The sequence below is a fragment of the Roseateles aquae genome (assembly GCF_032337115.1).
In the GTDB taxonomy this organism is placed as follows: Bacteria; Pseudomonadota; Gammaproteobacteria; order Burkholderiales; family Burkholderiaceae_C; genus Roseateles_C; species Roseateles_C aquae.
Genome location: NZ_JAVXZY010000017.1, coordinates 1 through 21927 on the forward strand (window position 1 = coordinate 1; position 21927 = coordinate 21927).

The 21927-nt window shown below is 67.8% G+C and carries 21 protein-coding genes; 9 read left to right on the forward strand and 12 right to left on the reverse strand.

Annotation, left to right across the window (positions count from 1 at the left end; translation table 11 throughout):
- Positions 1-147: 147 nt before the first annotated feature.
- The 6 genes from RQP53_RS24240 to RQP53_RS24265 all read right to left on the reverse strand — a co-directional run bounded on the left by RQP53_RS24240 (position 148) and on the right by RQP53_RS24265 (position 5348).
- Entirely contained in the window at positions 148-420 is a 273-nt protein-coding gene (locus tag RQP53_RS24240) for a hypothetical protein (protein WP_315653314.1), read from the reverse strand.
- A 213-nt stretch (positions 421-633) separates the two neighbouring features.
- Positions 634-1023, reverse strand: coding sequence for a hypothetical protein (locus tag RQP53_RS24245; RefSeq protein ID WP_315653315.1), 390 nt, complete (start codon positions 1021-1023; stop codon positions 634-636).
- Between the two features lie 245 nt (positions 1024-1268).
- Positions 1269-3164: a M61 family metallopeptidase gene (locus RQP53_RS24250; protein WP_315653316.1), complete on the reverse strand. Its 1896-nt coding sequence runs from the start codon at positions 3162-3164 to the stop codon at positions 1269-1271.
- Positions 3165-3337: 173 nt separating this feature from the next.
- A complete protein-coding gene (locus tag RQP53_RS24255) occupies positions 3338-3688 on the reverse strand; it encodes an antibiotic biosynthesis monooxygenase family protein (protein ID WP_315653317.1) in 351 nt (116 codons plus the stop codon).
- On the reverse strand, positions 3685-4344 hold the full coding sequence (locus tag RQP53_RS24260; protein ID WP_315653318.1) for a flavin reductase family protein: 660 nt from the start codon (positions 4342-4344) through the stop codon (positions 3685-3687). Before RQP53_RS24260 ends, RQP53_RS24255 begins: the two co-directional genes overlap by 4 nt.
- An 8-nt stretch (positions 4345-4352) precedes the next feature.
- Entirely contained in the window at positions 4353-5348 is a 996-nt protein-coding gene (locus tag RQP53_RS24265; protein WP_315653319.1) for a cytochrome P450 family protein, read from the reverse strand.
- A gap of 81 nt (positions 5349-5429) precedes the next feature.
- On the opposite strand from RQP53_RS24265, the gene RQP53_RS24270 reads away from it, so the two are divergent.
- The 5 genes from RQP53_RS24270 (at position 5430) to RQP53_RS24290 (ending at position 11690) form a co-directional block, all read left to right on the forward strand.
- Positions 5430-6152 (forward strand): ArsR/SmtB family transcription factor, encoded by a 723-nt coding sequence (locus RQP53_RS24270; RefSeq protein ID WP_315653320.1) that lies wholly within the window; start codon positions 5430-5432, stop codon positions 6150-6152.
- Between the two features lie 78 nt (positions 6153-6230).
- Positions 6231-6866, forward strand: coding sequence for a DUF998 domain-containing protein (locus tag RQP53_RS24275; RefSeq protein ID WP_315653321.1), 636 nt, complete (start codon positions 6231-6233; stop codon positions 6864-6866).
- A gap of 280 nt (positions 6867-7146) precedes the next feature.
- Positions 7147-7956: a DUF5694 domain-containing protein gene (locus RQP53_RS24280; protein ID WP_315653322.1), complete on the forward strand. Its 810-nt coding sequence runs from the start codon at positions 7147-7149 to the stop codon at positions 7954-7956.
- Between the two features lie 101 nt (positions 7957-8057).
- Positions 8058-8435 carry a TipAS antibiotic-recognition domain-containing protein gene (locus RQP53_RS24285; RefSeq protein ID WP_315653323.1) on the forward strand — a complete coding sequence of 126 codons (378 nt, stop codon included), beginning with the start codon at positions 8058-8060 and terminating at the stop codon, positions 8433-8435.
- Between the two features lie 450 nt (positions 8436-8885).
- A complete protein-coding gene (locus tag RQP53_RS24290) occupies positions 8886-11690 on the forward strand; it encodes a TonB-dependent receptor plug domain-containing protein (RefSeq protein WP_315653324.1) in 2805 nt (934 codons plus the stop codon).
- A 164-nt stretch (positions 11691-11854) separates the two neighbouring features.
- Here the strand turns inward: RQP53_RS24290 and RQP53_RS24295 are convergent, their stop codons facing one another.
- The 5 genes from RQP53_RS24295 to pdxR all read right to left on the reverse strand — a co-directional run bounded on the left by RQP53_RS24295 (position 11855) and on the right by pdxR (position 16417).
- Entirely contained in the window at positions 11855-12643 is a 789-nt protein-coding gene (locus tag RQP53_RS24295) for an AraC family transcriptional regulator (RefSeq protein WP_315653325.1), read from the reverse strand.
- 210 nt (positions 12644-12853) lie between these two features.
- Positions 12854-13459: a YdeI/OmpD-associated family protein gene (locus RQP53_RS24300; protein WP_315653326.1), complete on the reverse strand. Its 606-nt coding sequence runs from the start codon at positions 13457-13459 to the stop codon at positions 12854-12856.
- 49 nt (positions 13460-13508) lie between these two features.
- Positions 13509-14213 (reverse strand): class I SAM-dependent methyltransferase, encoded by a 705-nt coding sequence (locus RQP53_RS24305; protein WP_315653327.1) that lies wholly within the window; start codon positions 14211-14213, stop codon positions 13509-13511.
- Positions 14214-14316: 103 nt separating this feature from the next.
- Complete coding sequence (locus tag RQP53_RS24310) at positions 14317-14901, reverse strand: TMEM175 family protein (protein ID WP_315653328.1); 585 nt, start codon at positions 14899-14901, stop codon at positions 14317-14319.
- Between the two features lie 46 nt (positions 14902-14947).
- Positions 14948-16417, reverse strand: a complete 1470-nt coding sequence (gene pdxR, locus RQP53_RS24315) for a MocR-like pyridoxine biosynthesis transcription factor PdxR (RefSeq protein ID WP_315653329.1) — start codon at positions 16415-16417, stop codon at positions 14948-14950.
- Positions 16418-16505: 88 nt separating this feature from the next.
- Here pdxR and RQP53_RS24320 point away from each other — a divergent pair, with 88 nt between their 5' ends.
- Together RQP53_RS24320 and RQP53_RS24325 are read left to right on the forward strand one after the other, a co-directional pair.
- On the forward strand, positions 16506-16973 hold the full coding sequence (locus RQP53_RS24320; protein ID WP_315653330.1) for a rhodanese-like domain-containing protein: 468 nt from the start codon (positions 16506-16508) through the stop codon (positions 16971-16973).
- The gene (locus RQP53_RS24325) at positions 16966-17427 is read left to right on the forward strand and encodes a GNAT family N-acetyltransferase (RefSeq protein WP_315653331.1); all 462 of its coding nucleotides are present in this window, start codon (positions 16966-16968) and stop codon (positions 17425-17427) included. Before RQP53_RS24320 ends, RQP53_RS24325 begins: the two co-directional genes overlap by 8 nt.
- 22 nt (positions 17428-17449) lie before the next feature.
- Here RQP53_RS24325 and RQP53_RS24330 read toward each other — a convergent pair whose 3' ends face one another.
- Positions 17450-19348: a M48 family metalloprotease gene (locus RQP53_RS24330; RefSeq protein WP_315653332.1), complete on the reverse strand. Its 1899-nt coding sequence runs from the start codon at positions 19346-19348 to the stop codon at positions 17450-17452.
- Between the two features lie 228 nt (positions 19349-19576).
- On the opposite strand from RQP53_RS24330, the gene RQP53_RS24335 reads away from it, so the two are divergent.
- Together RQP53_RS24335 and RQP53_RS24340 are read left to right on the forward strand one after the other, a co-directional pair.
- Positions 19577-20458, forward strand: coding sequence for a substrate-binding periplasmic protein (locus RQP53_RS24335; RefSeq protein ID WP_315653333.1), 882 nt, complete (start codon positions 19577-19579; stop codon positions 20456-20458).
- Positions 20459-20572: 114 nt separating this feature from the next.
- Complete coding sequence (locus RQP53_RS24340; protein ID WP_315653334.1) at positions 20573-21583, forward strand: lytic transglycosylase domain-containing protein; 1011 nt, start codon at positions 20573-20575, stop codon at positions 21581-21583.
- The last annotated feature ends 344 nt before the right edge of the window (positions 21584-21927 follow it).

A 21927-nucleotide genomic window follows, 5' to 3' on the forward strand; every position in this document is an offset into this window, starting at 1 on the left:
GTGGCTTGGTTCAACCATCACCGACTGATGGGGCCGCTCGATCACGTCCCGCCTGCCGAGTTCGAAGCCAATTACCATCGTCAACGCGCTGGTCAGGCCGCGACCGTCTGACTTAAACCAACTAGCCTCCGCGGAAGCCGGAGCGATTCAGCGTTCTGACGCAGGGAAGAATCGATCATCGACCATTGACCGATGTTCAACCGTCACGCTGCGCCACTGCAACTCCCCCTTGTCGTTGCCGAGCGCCAGGCAAGATGGCGCCGGCGTTTCGGTGAATCGAACAGAAAGCCTGATGCGGGTTTTTTGCTTGCTGTCTTGAACTTCCAGAAGCCAGTGTCCGGCAAGGTCCTGCGCCAGGGCAGTGCTGAACATGCAGGCGCTGATGGCCATGGCGAAACAGGTGAGCAGCGGTGCGCGCATGTTGGTCGCTCGCGGTTGTGACGTGCAGATCGGCTGATCGGGATAGATAGATGCAACGCTTTCGGCGTGTGTTGGCGACTCCGCTCAATCTCGAGCCTGCCAATGGAAAGGCGGGTTACGCTTGCGGCCAACCCGGCCAACCCGGCCAACCCGGCCAACCCGGCCAACCCGGCCAACCCGGCCAACCCGGCCGAGCGCCGGATGGTGCTTCGATCAGCGGATCTGTCCCTGCATCACTCGCAGTGCAAGCATCGCTTGCTGTTCCTCGACTTGCTCAGCGGTCTTCTTGAAGCCGGGCGTCTCGCAGCCTTCAGCATTGATGACAAGTTGTGCGGCATGGGCTTGTGCCACAAGTTTCGTGGCCTTGAGCACTGGGTCAAGCGCGGCGGAAATTTCCTTGCTCGCCTTGCGCAGTTCAGCGATGAAAGCACCGTTGGATGGCAGCGATGGCTTGTAGGTGGTGCAGCGCGACTGCAATGCTTCGAAGACGTTGTCTTGGAACGCCAAGCCAATAGCAAACTCAACCACCTGTTGTGAGCTCGGCGCTTGAGCGTGACTTGGTGCGGTGACAGTGACGAGACTGAGCGCCAGGAGGCAGTTCATTTGCGGGGTCATAGCAGAGGCTGTGTAAGTGATTCAGATCGATAGGGGAAGTGCGAGGGGCGCACTATATCGACGTCGAGCCAGGTAGGGCGTGGCGTTTGGCCCGCGGACTCATGGAATGCCAGCGACGGTGGAATCGCAACCCGGTGCTGAACGGTTTGGTGATGTGCCACCGTTGCAAGGCGGGTTACGCCTGTGGCTAACCCGGCCTACGTGCTGCATTGGCTGGAGGCAGGCCCAGGCGCTTATTGCCTCGCCTTCAACACCCCGCTGTCCAGCCGCTCGGGCAGCTCGGCCAGGCGCTGCAGGCGCGGGTAGCGCAGGCCGTCGCGGTAGTCGATCTTGAGGTGGCGGTAGCTGTCGCCATCGCGCACCAGCAGGTCCAGCGGGGCCTGGCCACCGGGGCTGTCCCTGCCGGCCTGATTGGCCTTGATGGCGGCGCTCAGGCGTTCGGCCTTGTAGCTGCGGCCGTTGACGGCCACCACCTGCAGCGAAGGGCTCATGCCGGCCTTGAAGGCGGGGCTGTCCCACAGCACCTGGGCGACCTTGCCGTCGGACTTGATGTTCAGGCCGATCGAGTAGGCGAAGTCGTCGGTCTTCCATTCGGAGTCGTCAGCCTTGGCGAATTCGCTGGGCGTGTCGGCCCAGGTCAGTTGCCAGCCGGCGCGGCTCAGGCCGTCCAGCGGGGCGCCGGGGCCGTGGCTGTCTAGCCGGCTGCGCAGGAAGGCGCGCCAGTCGTGCGGCTGCACCTGGTTGAGCGTGGCGACGATGTCTTCGAAGCGGTAGGTCAGCGGCGCGACGCGGCCATCCTCGACGCCGAAGAACAGCCGCGCGAAATCGTCAAGGCTGCGCTGGCCGCCGCTCTTCTCGCGGATCAGGGTGTCGGCATCGAGCCAGATCAGCGCGGCTTCGGCGTAGTAGTCGGCGCCGCGCTGCCAGTTCGGCCACTCGGCATCGCCGCGCGAGCGGGCCATCGCGCCTTCGTTGGTGGTGTCTTGCAGATTGCGCCAGAGGCGGCCGGCGCGGTGGCTGAGCATGGCGGCAATCTCGGCCCAGCTGTCGCGCGACTGCTCGGGCGAGATCAGGCCGGAGCGCACCGCCAGCACGCGGCCCCAGTAATCGGTCTGGCCCTCGTAGAGCCAGAGCAGGCTGTCCTGCATCGGTTGGTTGTAGTTGGCCGTCCAGAGATCGGCCGGGCGGCGGAACTTGCCGTTCCAGGAGTGGGCGAACTCATGCGGCAGCAGGCCGCGGGCGCCGGTTTGCTTGCTCCAGTCCTTGCTGAAGTAGCCGGGGCGCACGCCGTTCTCGCTGCTCTGATGGTGTTCCAGGCCGATGAAGCCTTGCTTGTCGGAGATCGCCAGCAGGAAGTCGTAGTGCGCGAAATGGCGCGAGGCAAAGAGCTTGTCGGCCTGCTGGACCAGGCGCTTGTGGGCCTCGATCTGGGCCGGGCTGGCTTGCAACTGGGCCTCGTCGTCGGCCAACACATTCAGCGCCACGGGCCGGGCGCGGCCTGGCTCGTCCAGCTCGAAGCGGCGCAGATGGCGGCCGGCGAACAGCGGCGAGTCGACCAGGGTCTCGAGGCTGACGGTCTGGAAGCGCAGACGCTCATCGGCGTTGCCAGAGGTGGCGACAGGGCGCAAGGCGCTGGCCTGTTGCCAGCCGGCAGGCAGCTTGACCTCGGGCCGCACCTGGATCGCGCTGGCATGATGGCCGGCCGGGTAGAGCACCATGCTGATCCATTGCAGGTTGAGCATCTCGGGCGTCATGACGACGCGGCCCTTGTCCTTGTGCACGGCGCTGAGGAATTGAAAGCTCAGGCGCAGCTCGCGCGCACCGCTCGGCACTTCGACGTGGAAGGCATAGGGGTCGACGGTGTCGCGCTGCCAGTCCAGCCGGCGGCCCTGGGCCTCAATCTGCAGCCCGGCAAGCCGCTCCACCGTGCCGTAAGGGCCGTGGGCGCCGGGTAGGTAACGCGGGTAGAGCAGGGTCAGCCGCCCGGGCTTGCTGACCGGCAGGATCTCGGTGACGCTGAAGAGGTGGTGGTCCAGGTCGGTGGCGTCGACGCTGAGCTGGATCTGGCCCGGGTAGGGCTCGTCGCGCGGCGCTGGAATCGGGTGCTGTGCTTGCGCCCAGCTGCTCAAGGCCAGCAGCAGTGCTGCCGTTCCGTGACAAATGGCAGGGGGGCGCCAGGCTGAACGCGCACGCCGTTCTTGCTGCTTTGGATCTGCATTCACATGGGTCTCCCTGGCCTCTGTCGGACTCGGGCAGACGATAGCGAGGTGCCAGGTCTTGCGTCAGGTGGATGTCCCGGGTGTCAATCGTCATGGTGGGCGCGCCGACTGTCCGCTGGCGCCTCCTCGCGCTGACGAAGTCCGTAGTCGCGGCTGACGGTGGCGACGCGCAGTCGGTAGTCGGCAAACACGCCGGCGCGGCCGGCCGCCTGCGCGGCGCGGTGCGCTTCTAGCTGCCGCCATTGCTGGACGGCGGCCTCGTCGCGCCAGAACGAGAGCGAGAGCAGCTTGCCCGGCGTGCTGAGGCTCTCAAAGCGCTCGATGCTGATGAAGCCGTCGATCTGCCGCAGCTGCTCGCGCAGTGCGGCGGCGAGATCGAGGTAGGCGGCGTGCTGGCCGGCAGCCGGCTGGACTTCGAAGATGACGGCGATCATGCGGGGCAGGCCTCCTGGGGAATAGGCGTCTCGGCGCGGAAGTTGGCACCCAGCGGCGCGCTGGTGCTGCAGTAATGGCGGAACACATAGAGCAGGGGCTGCCAGGCGGCGGTGTCGATGTGCTCGCTGCCGGGCAGGCAGATGCGTTCATGGGCGTGGACCTGCAGCACCTCGGCCTCCAGGATCAGAAAGCCGCGCTGGCGCGCCTGCTGCAGCGCCAGTTCAAGCGCCTGGCCCTCGGGCAGCAGCGCCCGCGCCTGCAGCTGCGCCGGGCATTCACGCACCCGTGCGGCGCGCACCTGCTCGCTGGCCAGCGGCTGCAGGCCGGCGGCGGCGAATTTGTCGGCGCAGTGCTGGTAGCCCGTCGCCGCCTTGTGGGCGGGCACCTCGGCCACGCCGGTCAGGCGGCCCAGTTTCTCGACCGCGCGCCACTGCGCCGCTTCGGGCAGGTTCAGCACCAGGCCGGGATCGCGCTGCAGATTGGCCCAGGCCTGGCCGTCGAGGCCCAGGCCCAGCACCAGGCGGCGGCCCAGCGCCCAGCAGGACGAGATTGGCGACAGATTGCTGCTGCCATCGGGGTTCAGCGTGCTGAGCAGCGCGACTGGCTGGCCGAAGTAGAGCACCGAGGGGTGGATGGTTCGAATCGGGATTGTCATCATGGCGCTCACAGCACGGGGATGCGGGCATTGGGTAGCGGCCAGTGGTGGCGGGCGCCTGCCGCCTCGGTATCGGTATCGGTATCGGGAACGGGAACGGGAACGGGAACGGGAACGGGTGCCGCTGGCGCATGGCGCAAAGCCTCGGCGGCGATGGCCAGCGCCAGATCGCGGCCCGGGCAGCGGTGTGCGCCATGGCCCCAGGCCAGATCGGGCTCGGCCAGCAGCAGCAGGAGCACCGGGCTGCCTGCAGGCAAGACCTGGCCCCCGATTTGCAGCGGTTCATGCGCCCAGCGCCGGGTGTGATGCACCGGCGCTTGCAGCGGGCCCAGCCGGGCCAGCGCCTCGGGCAGGCGGGCCTCCAGCCAGGCCTGGCCCAGCAGCGCCGCGCCGGCCTCATAGGCCTGCCAGAGCAGGGCGATGTCTTGCGGCGCCAGGGCCGCAGACAAGGCTTCGCAGGCGGCGTCGGCCGCGCTGAGCGCCTCTGGCTCGGCATCGGCCTTCAGCGCCCGGGCGAAGCCGGCCAGCTGGCCGAGCAGCTGCTGTTGGGCAGCCAGGCTGTCCATGGTCAGCCCCAGCAAGGCGGCCACGGTGCAGGGCAGGCTGGCCCATTGCCAGTGAGCCAGACCGCCGCTAGCGGCCACGGCGCAGCAGCGGGCCGCTTCGCTGCGCAGCCGCTCGGCGGGCCAGGCGCCCAGCGCGGCCTGCAGCGCTTGCTTCTCGGGGGCGTGAGCGGCGTCGTCGCGCATGCGCAGCCACTGGCTGAACAGGCGGCCCAAGGGACGCTCGCGCAGGGCCGGCGGTACCGGCGCCTCGGGCGGGCGCACGCCCAGCCGCGGGTCGGCGAGCAGCTGGCGCACCGTCGGCGCGTCGCCGGCCCACCAGAGCTGCAGGCTCGGGTCGTGATGCAGGCCGGGGCCTTGCAGGCGTTCGGCATAGAAAGGCCAAGGGTCGGCGGCATGGGCGGCCGTCAGCAGGGTCAGGGGAGCGTGTTTTGTCAACATGGCGGCATCGTCGCGCCGGCGCCGGGCCGATGCTTCGATGGCGACCGAAGCGTCGCCGCCTGCCCGGCCGCACAATGCCGCATGGCCCATGACATCCATGACACCGATGACACCCGCCCGCGCGCCGACGCCGCGCTGGCCGAGATTGCCCAATGCATCGCCGAGCCAGTGCGCGCGCGGATGCTGTGCTGCCTGCTCGATGGCCATGCACGCACGGCCACCGAATTGGCGGCGGTGGGCGAGGTGGCCGCCTCGACGGCCAGCAGCCACCTGGCACGGATGCTGGCGCAGGGCCTGATCGCCTGCCAGAGCCAGGGCCGCCATCGCTACTACCGGCTGGCCGGCGGCGAGGTGGGGGCGGCGCTGGAGGCCTTGCTGGTGGTGGCGGCGCGCGTGGCGCCTGCGCCCGCGTTCAAACCCAGTACCCCCGAGCCGCTGCGTGAAGCGCGCCGCTGCTACGACCACATGGCCGGCCACTGGGCGGTGCGCCTGCATGACCATGCGCTGCGCCAAGGCTGGATCGCACCCGAACCGGCGCCACCGCGCGCCTATGGCCTGAGCCCGCGCGGCCGCGCGGCCTTCGCGCAGCTCGGCGTCGATGTCGATGCGCTGCCGGCCCGGCGTCGCCTGGCCTGCGCCTGCATGGACTGGAGCGAACGCCGCCCGCACCTGGGTGGCGCGCTCGGGGCCGCCTGGCTAACGCTGCTGCTGCAAAGGCGTTGGGTCGAGGGCGAGCTGGACAGCCGCGCGCTGCGGCTCACGCATGGTGGGCGGCAGGGGCTGGAGCGGCTGCTGGCAGCTTGAGAAAAAGACTGTCTTTTGGCACGGGTTCGTTGTGCTGGCCTGGGTGATGATCAAAGGCGTTATCACCGGGAGGCTTGAATGGCTGTCTTGCGCTGGATCGGGGTGGCCGCGATGGCGACACCGTTGTGGTTCACTGCCGTGTACCTGGCCGTTTCGGGATTGAGACCGGAGTTTCGGCATTTCAATCAGGCAGTCAGCGAGCTGGGTGCGCTGGATGCGCCTTATCGATGGTGGTGGAACACCTTGGGCTATCTGCTGCCTGGCCTGGTGGTGGTCGCTCTGGCGCTGGCACTGCGGCAGCTATTGGCGCCGCGCGGCCTGGCGACGTTGCCCTTTTATGCGCTGTTGGCCTCAGGCTTGTTCCTGTCGATGTCGGGCCTCTTCCCTGGCGACTTCGAGCATCGCGGCGCTTTGACGATGCGTCTGCACAGCATCGGCGCCTATGGCTCCGGGCTGTGCTTCGTGGTGGCGGCATTCTGGCTGCCGCTGCGCTTCAGAGTCGTGGCCGCCTGGCGCAGCCTGAGCCTGCCGACCATGGCGCTGGCCGTCCTCCTGCTGCTGAGCGCAGTGCTTCGCGACGGTGCGCTGCCGGGGCTCGGGCAGCGGCTCAGCTTTGCCTGCCTGTTTTGCTGGGTTGCGGTGGTGGGCTGGGGGGTGTTTCGCGAGTCCAATGCTGGTACGCCTGGCGCTGGGCCGGCATGCATCAGCTGCTGATCCCGGCCACCCGGCAGGGAGCGCTGGCGCTGTGCTCAGCCCGACCGCGGGCCGCCTGGCTGCCGCGCCTGCCAGCATCGACTGCCTTGCTGCCGCAGTGAAGGCGCTATTTGGCGTGACACTGCTGCAGCGCGCGGGGCTGTTGCGCCCGTGCTCGACCTGGCCCCGCCTCCGCGGCTGATCGGTTTGTCCGCGACATTTGACACTCTGTCGCTTGGCCGCAGCCGGGCTTGCGCGCCAAGCATACAAACAGGCCGTCAACCATTTTGGAGGCCTTTGCATGCACCCCCTGTTCCAATACCTGAACGGCCTTGCACTCTGCGCCGCTTTGCTTGCGCCGCTGGCCAGCCACGCTGCGGCAGCGGAGGGCGCCGAGCCCGCTCGCGTGCTGATACTTGGCAGTTTCCACTTCAACGACGCGGGCCTGGACGCTGTCAAGTCCTCGCACAAGGACGTGATGCAGCCGGCCGAGCAGCAGTACCTGCAGGCACTGGCGCAACGCCTGGCCAGCTTCAAGCCCACCCATGTGCTGCTGGAGTTCCCCGAGGCAGCGCACGGACGCGTCAATGCCGAATACCGTGCCTACAGCGAGGGCCGTCAGCCCTTGGGGCGCAACGAGATCGATCAAATCGGCTACCGCGTGGCCAAGCTGGCCGGCTTGGCTCAGGTGCATGGCATCGATGTGGCCGCGCCCGAGTTGCCCAACCCCGTTTGGGAGCGGCAGCCGGACATCGCGCCGACGATGCAGCTGGTGCAGAAGCTGACGGAGCGCACCAACGAGGAGCATCGCCGGCTGAGCCTGCAGCAGCTGCTGGAAAAGCTCAACAGCCCCGAGTCCGACCGCGAGAACAAGAGCATCTATATGAGCTTCAACGCGGTTGGCGCGGCGGATCGCAGCTTCTCCGGCGCGGACTCGGCGGCCAACTGGTGGCAGCGCAACTTCCGCATTTACGCCCAGGTGCAGCGGCATGCGCAGCCGGGTGCCCGCGTGCTGTTGTTGGTAGGGGCCGGGCATGCCGCCATCCTGCGTGATCTGCTGCGCATTGACGAGGCTCGCCGCGAAGAGCCGACGCTGCCGTATTTGCGCTGACGCAAGGCATCGGGGCAGCTCTTGCCACGGCGTGGATGCGCCAGCCACACGCAGCGTGCCCCACAATCCGGCGCTTGCCTACAGCCGGATTCATCCCGTCAATGCACACCGCCAGTAGCCGCTATCTCGATCAATGCCGCGCCGCCATGCAGGCCGAGCAAGCCAGTTCCTTGGCGCAAACCCAGCACTGGGCCCATGTGGACCGCGCCCAGGTGCATGCCGACTGGGATGCCTTGTACAAGCGGCTGGCGCTGCTCGTCGATCAGTGCAACGCCGATTCGGCCGAGGTGCAGCAGCTGGTGGGAGAACACCATGCCATTGCTTGCCGCTTCTATCTGCCGTCGCGAGAGGCCTATATCGGCATGAGCCTGTTCTATCAAGACAATGCCGATATGCGCAGCTTTCATAACGCCTATCATCCGCGCATGGTCGAGTTTCTGGCCGATGCGATCTTCGTCTTTGCGCAGCAGCGCCTCTAAGGCTGCGCCTGCAGCTGAACCGTTCTTGGCCCATGGGCTTGAGCCTGCTTGCCGGGTCAGCGGCGGCTTGAAACGATTGCTGCTGGCAGGTGCGCCTTGAACCGCGTGGCCCTTTGATGCGCTGAAGTGCGCGCTGCGACCGCCGCACCAGCGCTTCATCCCGTACGCCTGTGCGCCGGCCGAATGGGCGGCCTGTGGGGATGGCGTGGAGATGCTGAGCGGCCCTGAGGTCGTTCGCCAGCTCGCCGCGCCCGCCGCGGCCCTGCGCCCGCGCAGAAAACTGCTGCTCGTGCAGCCCTGAATCGCGGCAAGGCGCGGCGCCCTGGGACTTACCCGCGCCGCGGCCGTTTGTGCCGATTTCCGCAGCCGCGGCGGCGGCCCGCATCAAGACGCATCAGCGCCCGATTCCTAAGCTCCGGTCTCTCTCAAAAAGCAATGACGAGGAGACCCGTGAGCAAGTTCCATCTGATTCCCCTGACCCCGCTGGCCCTGGCGGCGGCCCTGTGTGCGGCGTCTGCCCAGGCCGAGGAGGCGCCGGCCGCCGCAGGCAGTCCGCAGACGCTGAACCGCGTCGTCGTCACCGGCTCCAACATCAAGCGCACCGATGCCGAGACCTCGCAGCCGCTGCAGACCGTCACCCGCGATGAAATCAAGGCCATGGGCGCGCTGACCGTTGGCGACATCCTCGGCAATCTGACGAACAACGACGGCAGCGCCATCAGCGATCTGGGTGGCGCCAATTCCTGGGCCAGCGGTGCCTCGGGCATTTCGCTGCGCAATCTGGGCACCGGCGGCACGCTGACGCTGCTCAATGGCCGGCGCCTGTCCAGCTACGGCTTTGCCGATGGCCTGCAGCTGAACTTCACCAATATCGATGCGATTCCCGCCAACATCATCGAGCGCGTCGAGGTCTTGAAGGATGGCGCTTCGGCGATCTACGGTTCCGATGCCATCGGCGGTGTGATCAATGTGATCACCAGCAAGGACTTCCAGGGCGTGGCGCTGAACGTCAGCGGCCAGCAGTCGATTGCGCACCGCTTCCTGGCGCGCGACCGCCAGGGCTCGGTGACGGTGGGTCGTGGCGATCTGGAGCGCGACGGCTTCAACGTCTACGGCCATCTGGAGCTGTACCGCCGCGGCAGCTACAAGGACAGCGATGTGCGCCCCTTGCTGCCGGACTGGTACCTTGAGCAGAACCCCAGCCGCGGCCAGCGCTCGGCCGGCTCCTTCCCGGGCAACTACAGCGGCAGCTACCCGGCCGATTACAAGGACCCGGCGCTGGCCGGCAAGCGCATCAACACGCCGGCACCGGGCTGTGCGGCCGAGAACCTGATTGGCGGCGTTTGTCAGTACGACTACTGGAAGGACAGCGATGCCCGGCCGGCCACCGATCGCGTCACCATGCTGGCCGGCGCGCGGCTGAAGCTGAACCAGGACTTCAATGCCTTCGCCGAATTCCAGGGCGCCGACATCCGGGCCAAGTACTACACCAACATCCCGCGCAGCAATCCCGGCGTGGTGTCGACCTGGTACGACTCGATCAAGGGCCAGCTGCTGCGCTTCACCGATCCGATGCTGCCGGCCGGCCATCCCAACAATCCTTATGGTTTCCCCATCGGCCTGAACTATCGCTTTGTCGACAACCCGGAGCTGTTCAAGAACGTCGGCGCCTCGCGCGACTACCGGCTGATGACCGGCATCGAGGGCAGTGCCTGGGGCTGGGACATCGACAGCGCCATCGGCACGATGCGCTCGCATGCCACGCAGCGCCAGCATCTCTACAAGGATGCCATCGGCTACGCCAGCGCGATCACCAGTGGCGAGTACAAGTTCGGCCAGCAGAACCCCGACAGCGTGCTGCTGAAAATGTTCCCCGAGATGGGCTCCAGCGGCACCTACAGCCAGCAGTTCGCCGACTTCAAGGGCTCGCGCGAGATCGGCCGGCTGCCCGGTGGCGCGGTGATGATGGCGCTGGGCGCCGAGCTGCGCCACGAGCGATTTGAGCACCGCAGCATGGACAACATCCTGGAAGGCCGCATCGTCGGCTTCTCCGGCGTGGCCATCGAGGGCAAGCGCAACACCGGAGCGCTGTTCACCGAGTTCAGCCTGCCGCTGAACAAGCAGCTCGAAGCGACGCTGGCCCTGCGCGGCGACAAGGTCTTCAATGGTTTCGGCGCGGTGACGCCCAAGGCCTCGCTGGCCTGGCGCCCGACCAGCTTGCTGCTGCTGCGCGGCACGTTAACGCAAGGCTTCCGTGCGCCCAGCCTGCCCGAGACCGGCAATGGCGGCGCGTCCTGGTTCAACAATGGCTATCTCGATCCGAAGCGCTGCGATACCGCGCGCAAGCTGCGCGACATCCTCAAGACCGGCAACGAGAACGACAAGCTCGACGCGACGGCGGCCTACAACTCGGGCTGCTCGGTCAGCTTCCCCTCGTCGGTCACGCCGAATCCTGATCTCAAGCCCGAGCATTCGAACAATGCCTCGGTGGGCATGGTGTTCCAGCTCAGCCGCGAGGCCAGCGTCTCGCTGGACTATTACGACATCCGTCGCCGCGACGAGATCGGCACCCGCGACATCAACGACACGCTGGCCAACGAAGACAAGAACCCCGGCCTGGTGCCGCGTGATCCGCTGACCGTGCAGGACAAGGACTACGCCCGCCGCGCCAAGGAACTCTCCGGCCAGGACCTTGGTTTTGCCGTCGGCCCGGTGCGCTCGATCGCGGCGCAATACCAGAACCTGAACCGGACCCGCGTGTCGGGCCTGGACCTGGATCTGCGCGGCCGCTGGAAGCTCGGTGCATGGGGCGATCTGGATGCAGGCATTGAGGCCAATCACCAGATCAGGCTGCTCTACTGGGACAGCTTCAAGAACGACTACACCGAGAACCGCGTCGGCTACCGGGGCGTGCCCAAGGACCATCTGGTCTTCAAGGCCAACTGGTCGCGCGGCGATTGGAAGATCGGCGGACGCACCAGCTACTACACCGCCACCAAGCTGGCCGCCGCCGATTGGGACAGCGACAACCTGCCCGAGGGCTGCGCGGCGCGCGATGTGGCCGAAGCCGATTGCAAGGTGCGTGCCTCGGCCTACACCGACCTCTGGCTGCAGTACAGCGGCTTCAAGCATCTGACGCTGTCGGCCAATCTGTTCAACGTCTTCAACGAGCAGACGCCGATCGAGCTGCGGCCCAACTCGGCGCTGCCGCTCAGTGGTCGCGCAATCAAGCTGGGGCTGGAAGCGAAGTTCTAAGCCTTGTCATCACCGGGTGTCTCGGGGGAGGGGGAGGCGTTGGGGTCGGGCGCAAGGCGATGGCTTTGCGCCCGACAGTCAGCGCCGCGCCGGCCTGAGCTGATGCATCCGGCGCATGGCGGCTGCCGCATGGTGCGCTCAGCAGGCGCGCTTCGTTGGGGTGCTCAGTTGGGGCGCTGCGCCTGCAAGCTGCGGAAGCGGCTGGGCGTCAGGCCGGTGACGGCCTTGAACTGGCGGGTGAAGGCGCTTTGATCGCTGTAGCCACAGGCGGCGGCGATGTCGGCAATGCTCGGGCCATCGGGCGCGGCCAGCAGGCGCCGGGCCGCGTCCAGCCGGGCCTGCAGCAGCATCTCGCGCGGGCTGAGGTGGAAGATGCGCTGGAACAGGCGTTCGATGCGGTCCAGCGACAAGCCGGCCTGCCGCGCCATGACGCCGAAATTCAGCGGCTCATCGAAATGGGCGCGGATATGCTCGGCCAAGGCGGCCACCTGCGCATAGACCGGGTGGCCCTGGTCTGGCAGGCCGAGGTCGCGCGAGATGCCGGCCACGCCGATCACCTCGCCGTCTTCGTGCAACGGCAGCTTGTGCGTCAGGCACCAGCCGGCGCCGCCATCGGCATACAGATGCAGCTCCAGCTGGCGCGGCAGCTCGCGGCCGCTGGCCAGCACCGTGGCGTCCTGCGCGGCAAAGGCCTCGCCCATCGCCCCGGGGAAGACCTCGCGCGGCGTACGCCCCAGCAGCGCCGATTTGCTGCGCAGCGCGCTGCGCCGCACCAGCGTCTGGTTGACACGCAGATAGCGGCCGGCGCGGTCCTTGACGAAGAACACCACGTCCGGCAGCGGGTCGAACAGTGCCTCGACCAGGCTCAGCTGGCACAGCTGCAGCGTGTGCATCAGCGCCTCGCCGCGGCGGGCCGCTGCTGTTGATTCGGGATGCTGCTGTACATCTGGCATCGCTGGGCGGGCTGTCGGATGGGTAATTCAAAAAGTATATGACTAATATATTGAAAGCGAGTGCGGGATCGCCCTAGGAGCGGCGCAGGGCGCTGCCAGGCTCTGGCAAGGTGGATGTAGGCCAAAGGCGGCCGAGGCGTGCCGGCATGTCGATGCCGGCGTGGACGGCAGTGAGGCGCCCATCGCGTGGCAGCGGGCTGTCGCCGCGCCTCAGCAGTTCTTGTACTTCCAGTTGCGGCTCTTGCCTTCGCTGAGCCACTCCAGCGTCTGGGCCAGCCGCTTGGCGCGGGTCTCTTCGCGCTTGGCTTCGTCCAGCCATTCGGTGTACTCACGCTGATGGCTGGGCGGCAGGGACTGGAAGAACGCGGCGGCCTGCTCGTTGGCGGCCAGCGCCTGGGCCAGATCGGCGGGCAGCGGTGGTGGCGGGCGTTTTGCGGCCGTGCGCTGCTGGCGTGCCGGCTTGACCCCGGCCTCGATCAGCGCGCGGGCCCGGTCCAGCATCGCATCGAGTTCGGCCGCGGGTGGCAGGTCGGCGGCGCTGCGCAGCTTGCCCAGTTCGCCCATGCCCTCGCGCCGCTCGCTGCTGCCGCTGACGGCCTCGCCATGCCAGAAACCGATGCTGCAGTGCGCCTTGAAGGCAGCCATGCTGCTGAGGATCTTGCCCTGGTAGACGAAATGCGGGAAGCCCCACTTGATGGTTTCCTCGGCGCCCGGGCAGCGGCGGTGCACGCGGGCGCGCCAGTCGCGCAGCAGCGGCTGGGCGAAATCGGCGGCGGCTTCCAGATAGGCGTCGACGCGGGCATCGGTATGCGGCATGGCAGCAGGGCTCGGGCAGCTGAGCGGCCAGCATAGCCGCGCGCAGGGCTCAGCGACAGCCTTGCAGCAGATAGGCGGCGTCCAGGCAACGGCGCTCCAACTGGCTCACGCGCAGCGCCGCGGCCAGATGCCGCCAGGGCTGGGCCAGGCCGTCCAGCGAGGCCACCGAGTACAGCGCCGCGCCGAGCACAAAGGCATTGCTCCAGGGCTGCCAGGGCGGCGCCCAGCACAGGCCGACGGCCACGACGCGCGCGCCGGGCTTGAGCGCCCGGGCCAGCAGCGCGGGCAGGGCGCTGGCCTGCTGCAGCAGATCGTGGGTGAAGAAGAACAGCGCCGCATCGGCCGTGCGCTTGAGCACCGTCTGCTCGGCCGACGCCAGCTGCAGTTCGACATTGCGCCAGCCGGCCTCGGCCACCCGTTGCTGCGCCCGCACCAGCATCGCCGGGCAGAGCTCGACACCGATCACCCTGCCGCGGCTACCCACCGCCTGGCGCAGCGCCGGCAGGCTCAGGCCGGTGCCGCAGCCGAGATCCAGCACGGTCCGCCCGGGCTGGAGTTGCAGCGCGGCTATCGCCTCGTCGCGCAGCGTGGCAAACGGCGCCAGCTCTAGGTCGTAACGGGCGGCACGGGCGCTGTAGAGCTGCTGCAGCTTGTCTTGCAGCGGGCCGTCGGGCGAGCTGGCAGGCCCATTGTCCGGTGGGCTGTCCGGTGGGCTGTGGCCAGGGCTGGAGCTGGTGCGCATGAGGGAAGGCATCGAAGTCTGCTGCCCATCATGACCCCGCCGCTGCCCGGCGGCAACTGCTATTTCTGACGCGTCATTGCGCTGCTAGTGCGGCCGCGCAGCCCAGCCATCGGCCTCAGTGCGACTCGTCCTGCAGCCGGCTTTCGATGCGCCGGTCCGGCACCAGCCAGATCAGCGCCACCACCATGTACAGCGCGATCGCCAGCCAGACATGGACAAAGGCCAGCGGCAGCGCGCACACATAGATCGCCAGCGAGGCCTTGCCCTTGCGGTCGCGGCCCAGGGCCTGGGCCAGCAGCGAGTCGCGGCCGTGGGTCTTGAGCAGGCTCAGCGTCAGCAGCGTGTAGGCGATCGCGCACATCAGCAGCACGCCGCCATACAGCGCCACCGGCAGCGGCTGCCAGTGGTTCTCGCCCATCCAGCCGGTGACGAAGGGAATCAGCGACAGCCAGAACAGCAGGTGCAGATTGGCCCACAGCGTGGCGCCGGACACCTGCTTGACCGTGTGCAGCAGGTGGTGATGGTTGTTCCAGTAGATGCCGACATAGATGAAGCTCAGCACATAGCTGAGCAGCACCGGCGTCAGCGGTAAGAGCGCGGCCAGATCGGCGCCGTGCGGCACCTTCAATTCCAGCACCATGATGGTGATGATGATGGCGATCACGCCATCGCTGAATGCTTCGAGTCGGCCCTTGCCCATGGCACTGTGTCCTTGTTGAAGTTGCTGTTGTGAGTTGGAACGCACTCTACGTGCGCAAGCGCGGGCGGCGGCCCGGGCTTGTACCGATCGGGGCCAGCGCTGCGACCGCCTGGCGGATTTCCTCGGGCGTCAGCGCCGCATAGCCGAGCAGCCAGCCGTCCTGCGCTGGCGTGCCGGCATAGAGCGCGCTGAGGCTGGGCGTGGCGATGCCGCGGGCGGCGGCGGCGCGGCTGTAGGCGGCTTCCTGGCCTTGGGGCAGCAGGGCGGCCAGCTGCAGGCCGCCGGCGCTGGGCTGCGCGCTCAGCCAGCCCAGGCTGCTCAGGGCCTCTTGCAGCACCGCGCGGCGCTCGCGGTAGAGCTGGCGCATCAGGCGCAGATGGGCGGCGAAATGGCCCTGGCTGATGAAGTCGGCCGCCACCGCCTGCGGCAGCTGGGCGCTGTGGCCGTCCTGCACGCTGCGCGCCACGGTGAAGGGCTGCACCAGCGCCTCGGGCAGCACCAGATAGGCCAGGCGCAGCGAAGGAAACAAGACCTTGGAGAAGGTGCCCACATAAAGCACCCGCCCGGCCTCGTCCAAGCCCTGCAGCGCCGGCATCGGCCGGCCCTCGTAGTGGAACTCGCTGTCGTAGTCGTCCTCGATGATGAAGCAGCGTGAGTCCTGGCGGGCCAATCCCAGCAGGGCCAGCCGGCGTGGCAGGCTCAAGGCCATGCCGCAGGGGTATTGATGCGAGGGCGTCAGGTAGATCAGCCGGGGTGCTGCGGCGCCGGCCGGCGGGCACAGCCCCTCGGCATCGAGCGGCACCGGCACGATGGCCGCGCCGGCCGCGGCGAAGGCGGTGCGCGCACCGCGGTAGCCGGGCTCTTCCATCCACAGCGCGTCGCCGGCATCGAGCAGCAGCGTGGCGCACAGCTGCAGGGCCTGCTGCGAGCTGGTCAGCACCAGCACCTGCTCGGCGCGGCAGCGCAGGCCGCGCGATTGGCACAGATAGCCGGCAATGGCCTCGCGCAGCGCCGGGTGGCCCTGCGGGTCGCCATAGCCCAGCAGCGCGGCATCGCTGCGCAAGCGGCGGTTCAGCAATTGGCGCCACAGCGCCAGCGGGAAGGCGCGCAGATCGGGGCTGCCGGCGGCAAAGGCGCGCGGCTGCAAGGGGTCTTCACAGCCGCCGGTGGCGGTGATCAGCTGGCCGCGCCGGGACAAGGGGGCGATCCGGGGCGCGGCCGGCGACGGGCGCTTGCGCTGGCCGCCCGCCCCCGATGCAATGGCCACAAAGCTGCCGCGGCCGACCGCGCGGTTCACATACCCTTCGGCCTCCAGCTGCCCATAGGCCGCCTCGACGGTGACGCGCGACAGGCCCAGATCGGCTGCCAGCACGCGACTGGCCGGCAGCCGTTCGCCGAGCTCCAGCTCACCGGCCCGCATCGCCTGACGCAGGCTGGCGCAAAGCTGCTCGCGCCGGCCCAGGCCACGGCCGGCCTCACGTTCGAAGAGCTGCAGCCACAGGCGCGGTTTGCTCATTGGTCTTATTGATACGCACGAATTGGCATCAATGGTAAGGCCGCAAGGGCTGACACTGCCTGCATCGTTCAGCCCAGAAGGAATCGCCATGAGTCACCCCCCCGCCCACCGCAGCTCGTCCGTCTTGTCCTTTCCCGCGCCCAGCCCGGCCGAGAGCGCCGATTACATGCGTGCCAAGCTCGGCTTTCACACCGATGCCTGGGACGTCGCCGAAGACCTGCTGGCCGGCTGCGACGACATCGTCGTGCTCGATACCCGTGCCGAGGCCGCCTATCTCGAAGCCCATGTGCCGGGCGCCTTGAGCCTGAAGCGGCTGCTGCAGCAGGACCCCAGCCTGGTGGGCCTGGACCGCAGCAAGGTCTACGTGACCTACTGCGATGGCATCGGCTGCAATGGGTCGACCAAGGGTGCTTATGCGCTGGCCTCGCGCGGCTTCCAGGTCAAGGAAATGCTCGGCGGCCTGGATTTCTGGAAGCGCGACGGCTTCCCCTTGGCCCAGGGCAGCGCGCCTGGCCGCCTGCAGGGTGAATCGCTGATCGCCTGCAGCTGTGCCTGAGCACGCCGGCATTCGCATTCAGCGCGCCGGCCCGGCCGATGCGGCCCGGCTGCTGCCGCTGTGCATGGCCCACGCCCAGTACGAGCGCTACGCGCTGTGCTTTGACGCGCAGTGGAGCGCCCGCACCGCCGAGGCCTTGCGCAGCGGCCGCCTGCGTGCCTGGCTGCTGCTGGCCGGTGAGGCCGCGCTCGGCTATGCCAGCGCGACGCTGGACCATGCCACGCTGAATGCTGCCCCGTTTCTGCACATGGACTGCCTCTACCTGCAGGAAAGCGCACGCGGCCAGGGGCACGGCGCGCGGCTGCTGCAGGCGGTGTGCGCCGAAGCGCTGGCCTGCGGCTGCACCCAGCTGCAATGGCAAACACCGGCTTGGAACGAATCCGCGCAGCGTTTCTACCGGCGCGAGGGAGCGCTGATGCAACTGAAGCAGCGCTTCGCTTTGGCGCTGGTCTGAGCTCGATCCTGAGCCGTGGCGCTCAGCGCAGCCGCGCGTCGGCCAGTTTCAGCAAGCGCTTGCGCATTGGCTTGTACTGCTTCTCGAGCACGCAGACGATGATGGGCGCCGGCCAGTCCGGTGCCACCAGGCGTTCGACGATGGCTTGCTGCTTGCCGCGCAGGCGCTGCCACAGCGTCAATTCGACGGCCAGCAGATAGCAGGGCAGGGCCGGGTCGGCGGCCAGCACGCGACGCAGGAAGAAGGCCGCGGCCACGCCCTGGCCTTGCTGGGCCAGTACCTGGCGGGCAAAGCCCTGCAGCTCGGGGGTATCGCCGGCGGCGCGCAGCTCTTCGGTGGCGCTCAGCGTGTTCAGCTGCGCGCGGCGCAGCGCTTCCCATTGCAGCCGTTCCTGCGCCCGGCGGGCATAGCCGGCGGCACGGGCGTCCTGGCGGGCCTGCAGGCGCGCATGCACTTGCTCGCAGATCAGGATGGTGGCCTCCGGATCGAGTTGCATGACGCGGTCCAGCAGGCCGAGTGCTGTTTCCAGATCCTCAGCTGCACCGCTGCCCAGCATCGCCAAGGCCAGTTCGTACAGGCCGACCTCGTCGTCGGGATAGCGGGCCGTGAAATCGCTGAAGGCCTGGCGGGCATCGAAGTCGGGCTGCAGCTCGCGCTGCAGGCGCAGGCGCTTGAGCAGCTCGGCCTGGCTGGGTTCGGCGATGGCCAGCAGCGTCTCCAGTTCCTGCTGCTGTTCTTGCAGATGCAGATGGCGCGCCTTCCAGGGCTCGGCCACCTGGGCCTGCCAGCTGCAGCCGAATTCGCTGCGCAGCGCGTCCAGCCCCTGGCCCAGCCAGGCCTGCGCAGCCGTCTGCGCCAGCTCCAGCGTCGGCAGCGTGGCGGTGTCGGTCTGGCCCAGGGCGCGCAGGCGCTCGGCCAGGGCCGGGTGGGTGTCGTGCAGCTGCGGCTGGCGGGACAGGGCCTCGTTCAGCCAGGCAGAGGCAGCGTTGCTGTCTGGCGCCTGCCTGCTGTGCTCGGCCCAGCGCAGGGCCAGGTCTTGCGGCGGCGTGGCCTGCCAGCGGATCTGCGCCAGCTGTTCGCCCATGAAGGCCTCGTGGCGCGGAATCGCCAGGTTGACGCGCTTGAGCGCGTCGGCCGCCACCGCGGCGCCGACCAGATCGGCACTGGCCCGATCAGCCTGGTATTCATTGGCACGCGCCAGCACAAAGCTGTAGGCGTTGAAGTAGGGCGCGTACCAGTCCACCAGCGCCTGCAGCCGGCGACCGGCCCAGCCCTGCCACTGGCGCGACAGCTGCTGTATCGTGCCCCAGCTCAGGCGCAGCCGGTAGATGAAGGCGCCAAAGCGGCCATGCGAGCCGGCCAAATGGCCGTACTCGTGCGCCACCACGGCCACCGCTTCCACCGGGCTCAGGCTTTCCAGCAGCGGCAGGCCGAGGATCAGGTAGTTGCGTGGCCAGCCGATCAGGCCGAACAGCGGGCGTTGCACGACGGCGGCGTTCAGCTCGTCGGTCAGCAACACATGATGAAAGCGCGGGCCCTTCAGTTGCTGGCGCAGCTGCTCGATGGCGCGGAACAGCTCTGGCGCCTCGTCGCGCTGCAGTTCGCGGCCGGCCGGCGCCTGCAGGCGCACGAACAAGGCCTTGAACGAGGCGCTCAGCAGCATCCACAGCGGCACCGCAGCCAGTATCAACAACTTGCCCAGCTTGAGCAGGAGCAGCAGCGCCTTGCCGCCGCTGAACACCAGCAAGGCCGCGATGCCCAGCAGCAAGAGCAAACCCAGCCCGGCAAAGCCGACCAGCAGGGCCAGCAGCGCAAAGCCCAGCAGCGCCAGCAACGCCACCCGGAGCTGGTATTCGCCGGGCTTGTCCTGGCTGAGCTGTTCCAGCCGCCGCACCATGCCCTCGAAACGGGCGTCATCCATGGCCATCACTCCTCCCTCTGTGGCTGTCTACTGTTCTTTTTGGTGGCTTTTCGCCTCTGTTTACTGTGTACCGTGCCCTGCGCGATGCCTTGGCACGGCGCCATATTGTCGGCGTCGGTGTGGCGCCTGCATCTCCGCGCTGACCCTGAGTGCAGCGCTCGCTGCCGCTCGGCGGCGCTGCGGCGGGTGACAGGCTGTTGAGCAGGCCGCACAATGGTCGCCACGATCATGCAGTTTCAGATTCAACGACGTTGCTTGCTGTTGGGCTTGTTGCCTGTTGGTGCCGATGGTGCATGGGCGGGCTCGGAGCGTGTCATCGTCTACCCCGTCTTTGGCGGTAGCGACGATCCCTTTGGACGCTTCTGTGTCGACGCCTTGCGCCTGGCCGTCGAACGCTGTGGCGAGGCCTACAGCTGGAAACCGATGGCCCACCCGATTGGCCAGAGTCGCGCGATCCGCGAGCTGGCGGAAGGGCTGGCCGGTTTCAACCTGATGCGTGCGATGACCAGCGCAGAGCGCGAGCGGCAGCTGCTGCCCGTGCGGCTACCCTTGGACCGCGGGCTGATGGGCTGGCGCCTGCTGCTGGTGCGCCGCGCCGATCAGCAACGCTTTGCCAAGCTGCGCAGCTTTGACGATTTGCGTGAACTCACGGCTGGCCAGATCTATGACTGGCCCGACACGACCATCCTGCGCGCCAATGGACTGCAGGTTGGCACGGCCAGCCAGTACTACAACATGTTCACGATGCTGCAGCGTGGGCGTATCGACTACTTTCCGCGCTCGGTGTTGGAGATCGAAGACGAGCTGGCCCAGTTTGGCTCCAGCCATGAACTGGCCATTGCACCGGGACTGATGCTGCGCTACCCAACGGCGATGTATTTCTTCGTCAGCCCGCGCGAACCCAAGCTTGCAGACGATTTGCGCCGTGGCCTGGAACGCGCTCTTGCGGACGGCAGTCTGCGTGCGCTGTTCCTGGCGCAGATGCGGCCGCTGCTCAGGCGACTCGGCCTGGGCGAACGGACCGTGCTGAGCTTGAAGAATCCACTGCTGCCAGAGGCCACACCGCTCGGTCGCGCGGAACTCTGGGAGGAGCCCGGCCGCCAGGGCTGAGTGCGCGCATCGCGCTGGCAGGTGCCACCACCCGGCGTGGACTTTTGCCGCTGATCGGCCGCCGCTGGCGCTCGACCAGACTCAGCAACGCCGGCCTGACTACACTTTGCCGCCGTGAGAACCCTATCGCCCGTTGTTCTGTTGCTCGCAGCGCTGCTGCAGGGCCTGCCTCTTGTTGCCGCCTGGGCGCAAGCGGCCGCGCCTGCTGGCAGCTCGGCGCCCCTGTTGACGCTCGATCAACTGCCCCGGCCCAGTGGCCCAGCGCCAGAACGGGGCCTGGTCGTGCCCTCGCAGGTGCTGCGCTGGCGCGAGGAGGCGCGGGCGCTCGAGCATGGCGATGGCGGACTGGCTCGCGACGCCGCTGCTGCGGCCGCGCTGTACTGTCGGGCGTCGCGTTATGGCGATGCCGAGTCGCAGTACAGCCTGGCCTGGATGCTGACCAACGCGCGTGGCATCGCCCGCAATGATGCCGAAGCCGCCCACCTGTTCGCAGCGGCCGCCGAGCAAGGCATCGCACAAGCCCAGCGCATGCTTGACGCGATGGGCGGGACGCCGCTGGGCGAGCCTCCACCATGCCTGCGCCCGCCTGAGGCCGAGCGCAGTACGGTGCCTGCGCCGCCGATAGCGAAGTCCCGCAATGCGACCTGGCCGCCGCAGCCGGCCCCCAGTCAGGCGCCGGTGGCCATCGTGAACTTCGTGCAGCAGGTGGCGCCGGAATACCAGCTGTCGCCAGCGCTGGTGCTGGCGGTGATGCAGACCGAGTCGAACTTCGACCCGCTCGCCCGCTCGCCCAAGCAGGCGCAAGGGCTGATGCAGCTGATGCCGGACACCGCGCGCCGCTTCAAGGCCGTGCTGATCAGCGATCCGACCCAAAACATCCGCGCCGGCATGGCCTATCTGCGCTGGCTGCTGGCCTACTTCGAGGGCGATGTGGCGCTGGCGCTGGCCGGCTACAACGCCGGTGAAAAGGCGGTGGAACGCTACCGCGGCGTCCCGCCCTACGCTGAGACTCGCGCCTATGTGCGACGCATTCTCGGCAATCTGGGCTGGCGCACCTACCACCCCTTCGACGCCAGCGCGACGCCGCCATCGGCGGTGCTGCCGCTGCTACGAAAGGGACCTTAGCTTGCTGTGCCGGTGTTGAATTTCTCGTGAAACGGGCATCCAAGTCAAGCCACGAACAAGCCTTCGATCAGTGAAAAATTAGGCGGCCTAAGCTTCCGCGAGCATCCCCCAAAGGGAGGGCAAACTTGGGTGTTTTCGATTGACTGTTCGAGGCCAAAATCCGCACCAATCGAAATCTGCATGCACAGCCTAATTTTTGTGGAGTGTGTTTGCACAATTAACGTTGAGGCTGTAAAAAATCTCCTCAACATCCCCAATTCACAGATAGAGCGCTAGCGGTTCAACTACGCAGACATCCCAGGAGGTCTGCATGCCGCGCTACAAGCCCCAGGTCCGCGATTCGA

What these genes read in the sequence shown, in the direction of transcription:
- RQP53_RS24240 (WP_315653314.1), bottom strand. Translation starts at nt 420, where the DNA reads ATGCGCGCACCGCTGCTCACCTGTTTCGCCATGGCCATCAGCGCCTGC.
- RQP53_RS24245 (WP_315653315.1), bottom strand. Translation starts at nt 1,023, where the DNA reads ATGAACTGCCTCCTGGCGCTCAGTCTCGTCACTGTCACCGCACCAAGT.
- RQP53_RS24255 (WP_315653317.1), bottom strand. Translation starts at nt 3,688, where the DNA reads ATGATCGCCGTCATCTTCGAAGTCCAGCCGGCTGCCGGCCAGCACGCC.
- RQP53_RS24260 (WP_315653318.1), bottom strand. Translation starts at nt 4,344, where the DNA reads ATGACAATCCCGATTCGAACCATCCACCCCTCGGTGCTCTACTTCGGC.
- RQP53_RS24265 (WP_315653319.1), bottom strand. Translation starts at nt 5,348, where the DNA reads ATGTTGACAAAACACGCTCCCCTGACCCTGCTGACGGCCGCCCATGCC.
- RQP53_RS24270 (WP_315653320.1), top strand. Translation starts at nt 5,430, where the DNA reads ATGGCCCATGACATCCATGACACCGATGACACCCGCCCGCGCGCCGAC.
- RQP53_RS24275 (WP_315653321.1), top strand. Translation starts at nt 6,231, where the DNA reads ATGGCTGTCTTGCGCTGGATCGGGGTGGCCGCGATGGCGACACCGTTG.
- RQP53_RS24280 (WP_315653322.1), top strand. Translation starts at nt 7,147, where the DNA reads ATGCACCCCCTGTTCCAATACCTGAACGGCCTTGCACTCTGCGCCGCT.
- RQP53_RS24285 (WP_315653323.1), top strand. Translation starts at nt 8,058, where the DNA reads ATGCACACCGCCAGTAGCCGCTATCTCGATCAATGCCGCGCCGCCATG.
- RQP53_RS24295 (WP_315653325.1), bottom strand. Translation starts at nt 12,643, where the DNA reads ATGCCAGATGTACAGCAGCATCCCGAATCAACAGCAGCGGCCCGCCGC.
- RQP53_RS24300 (WP_315653326.1), bottom strand. Translation starts at nt 13,459, where the DNA reads ATGCCGCATACCGATGCCCGCGTCGACGCCTATCTGGAAGCCGCCGCC.
- RQP53_RS24305 (WP_315653327.1), bottom strand. Translation starts at nt 14,213, where the DNA reads ATGCCTTCCCTCATGCGCACCAGCTCCAGCCCTGGCCACAGCCCACCG.
- RQP53_RS24310 (WP_315653328.1), bottom strand. Translation starts at nt 14,901, where the DNA reads ATGGGCAAGGGCCGACTCGAAGCATTCAGCGATGGCGTGATCGCCATC.
- pdxR (WP_315653329.1), bottom strand. Translation starts at nt 16,417, where the DNA reads ATGAGCAAACCGCGCCTGTGGCTGCAGCTCTTCGAACGTGAGGCCGGC.
- RQP53_RS24320 (WP_315653330.1), top strand. Translation starts at nt 16,506, where the DNA reads ATGAGTCACCCCCCCGCCCACCGCAGCTCGTCCGTCTTGTCCTTTCCC.
- RQP53_RS24330 (WP_315653332.1), bottom strand. Translation starts at nt 19,348, where the DNA reads ATGGATGACGCCCGTTTCGAGGGCATGGTGCGGCGGCTGGAACAGCTC.
- RQP53_RS24335 (WP_315653333.1), top strand. Translation starts at nt 19,577, where the DNA reads ATGCAGTTTCAGATTCAACGACGTTGCTTGCTGTTGGGCTTGTTGCCT.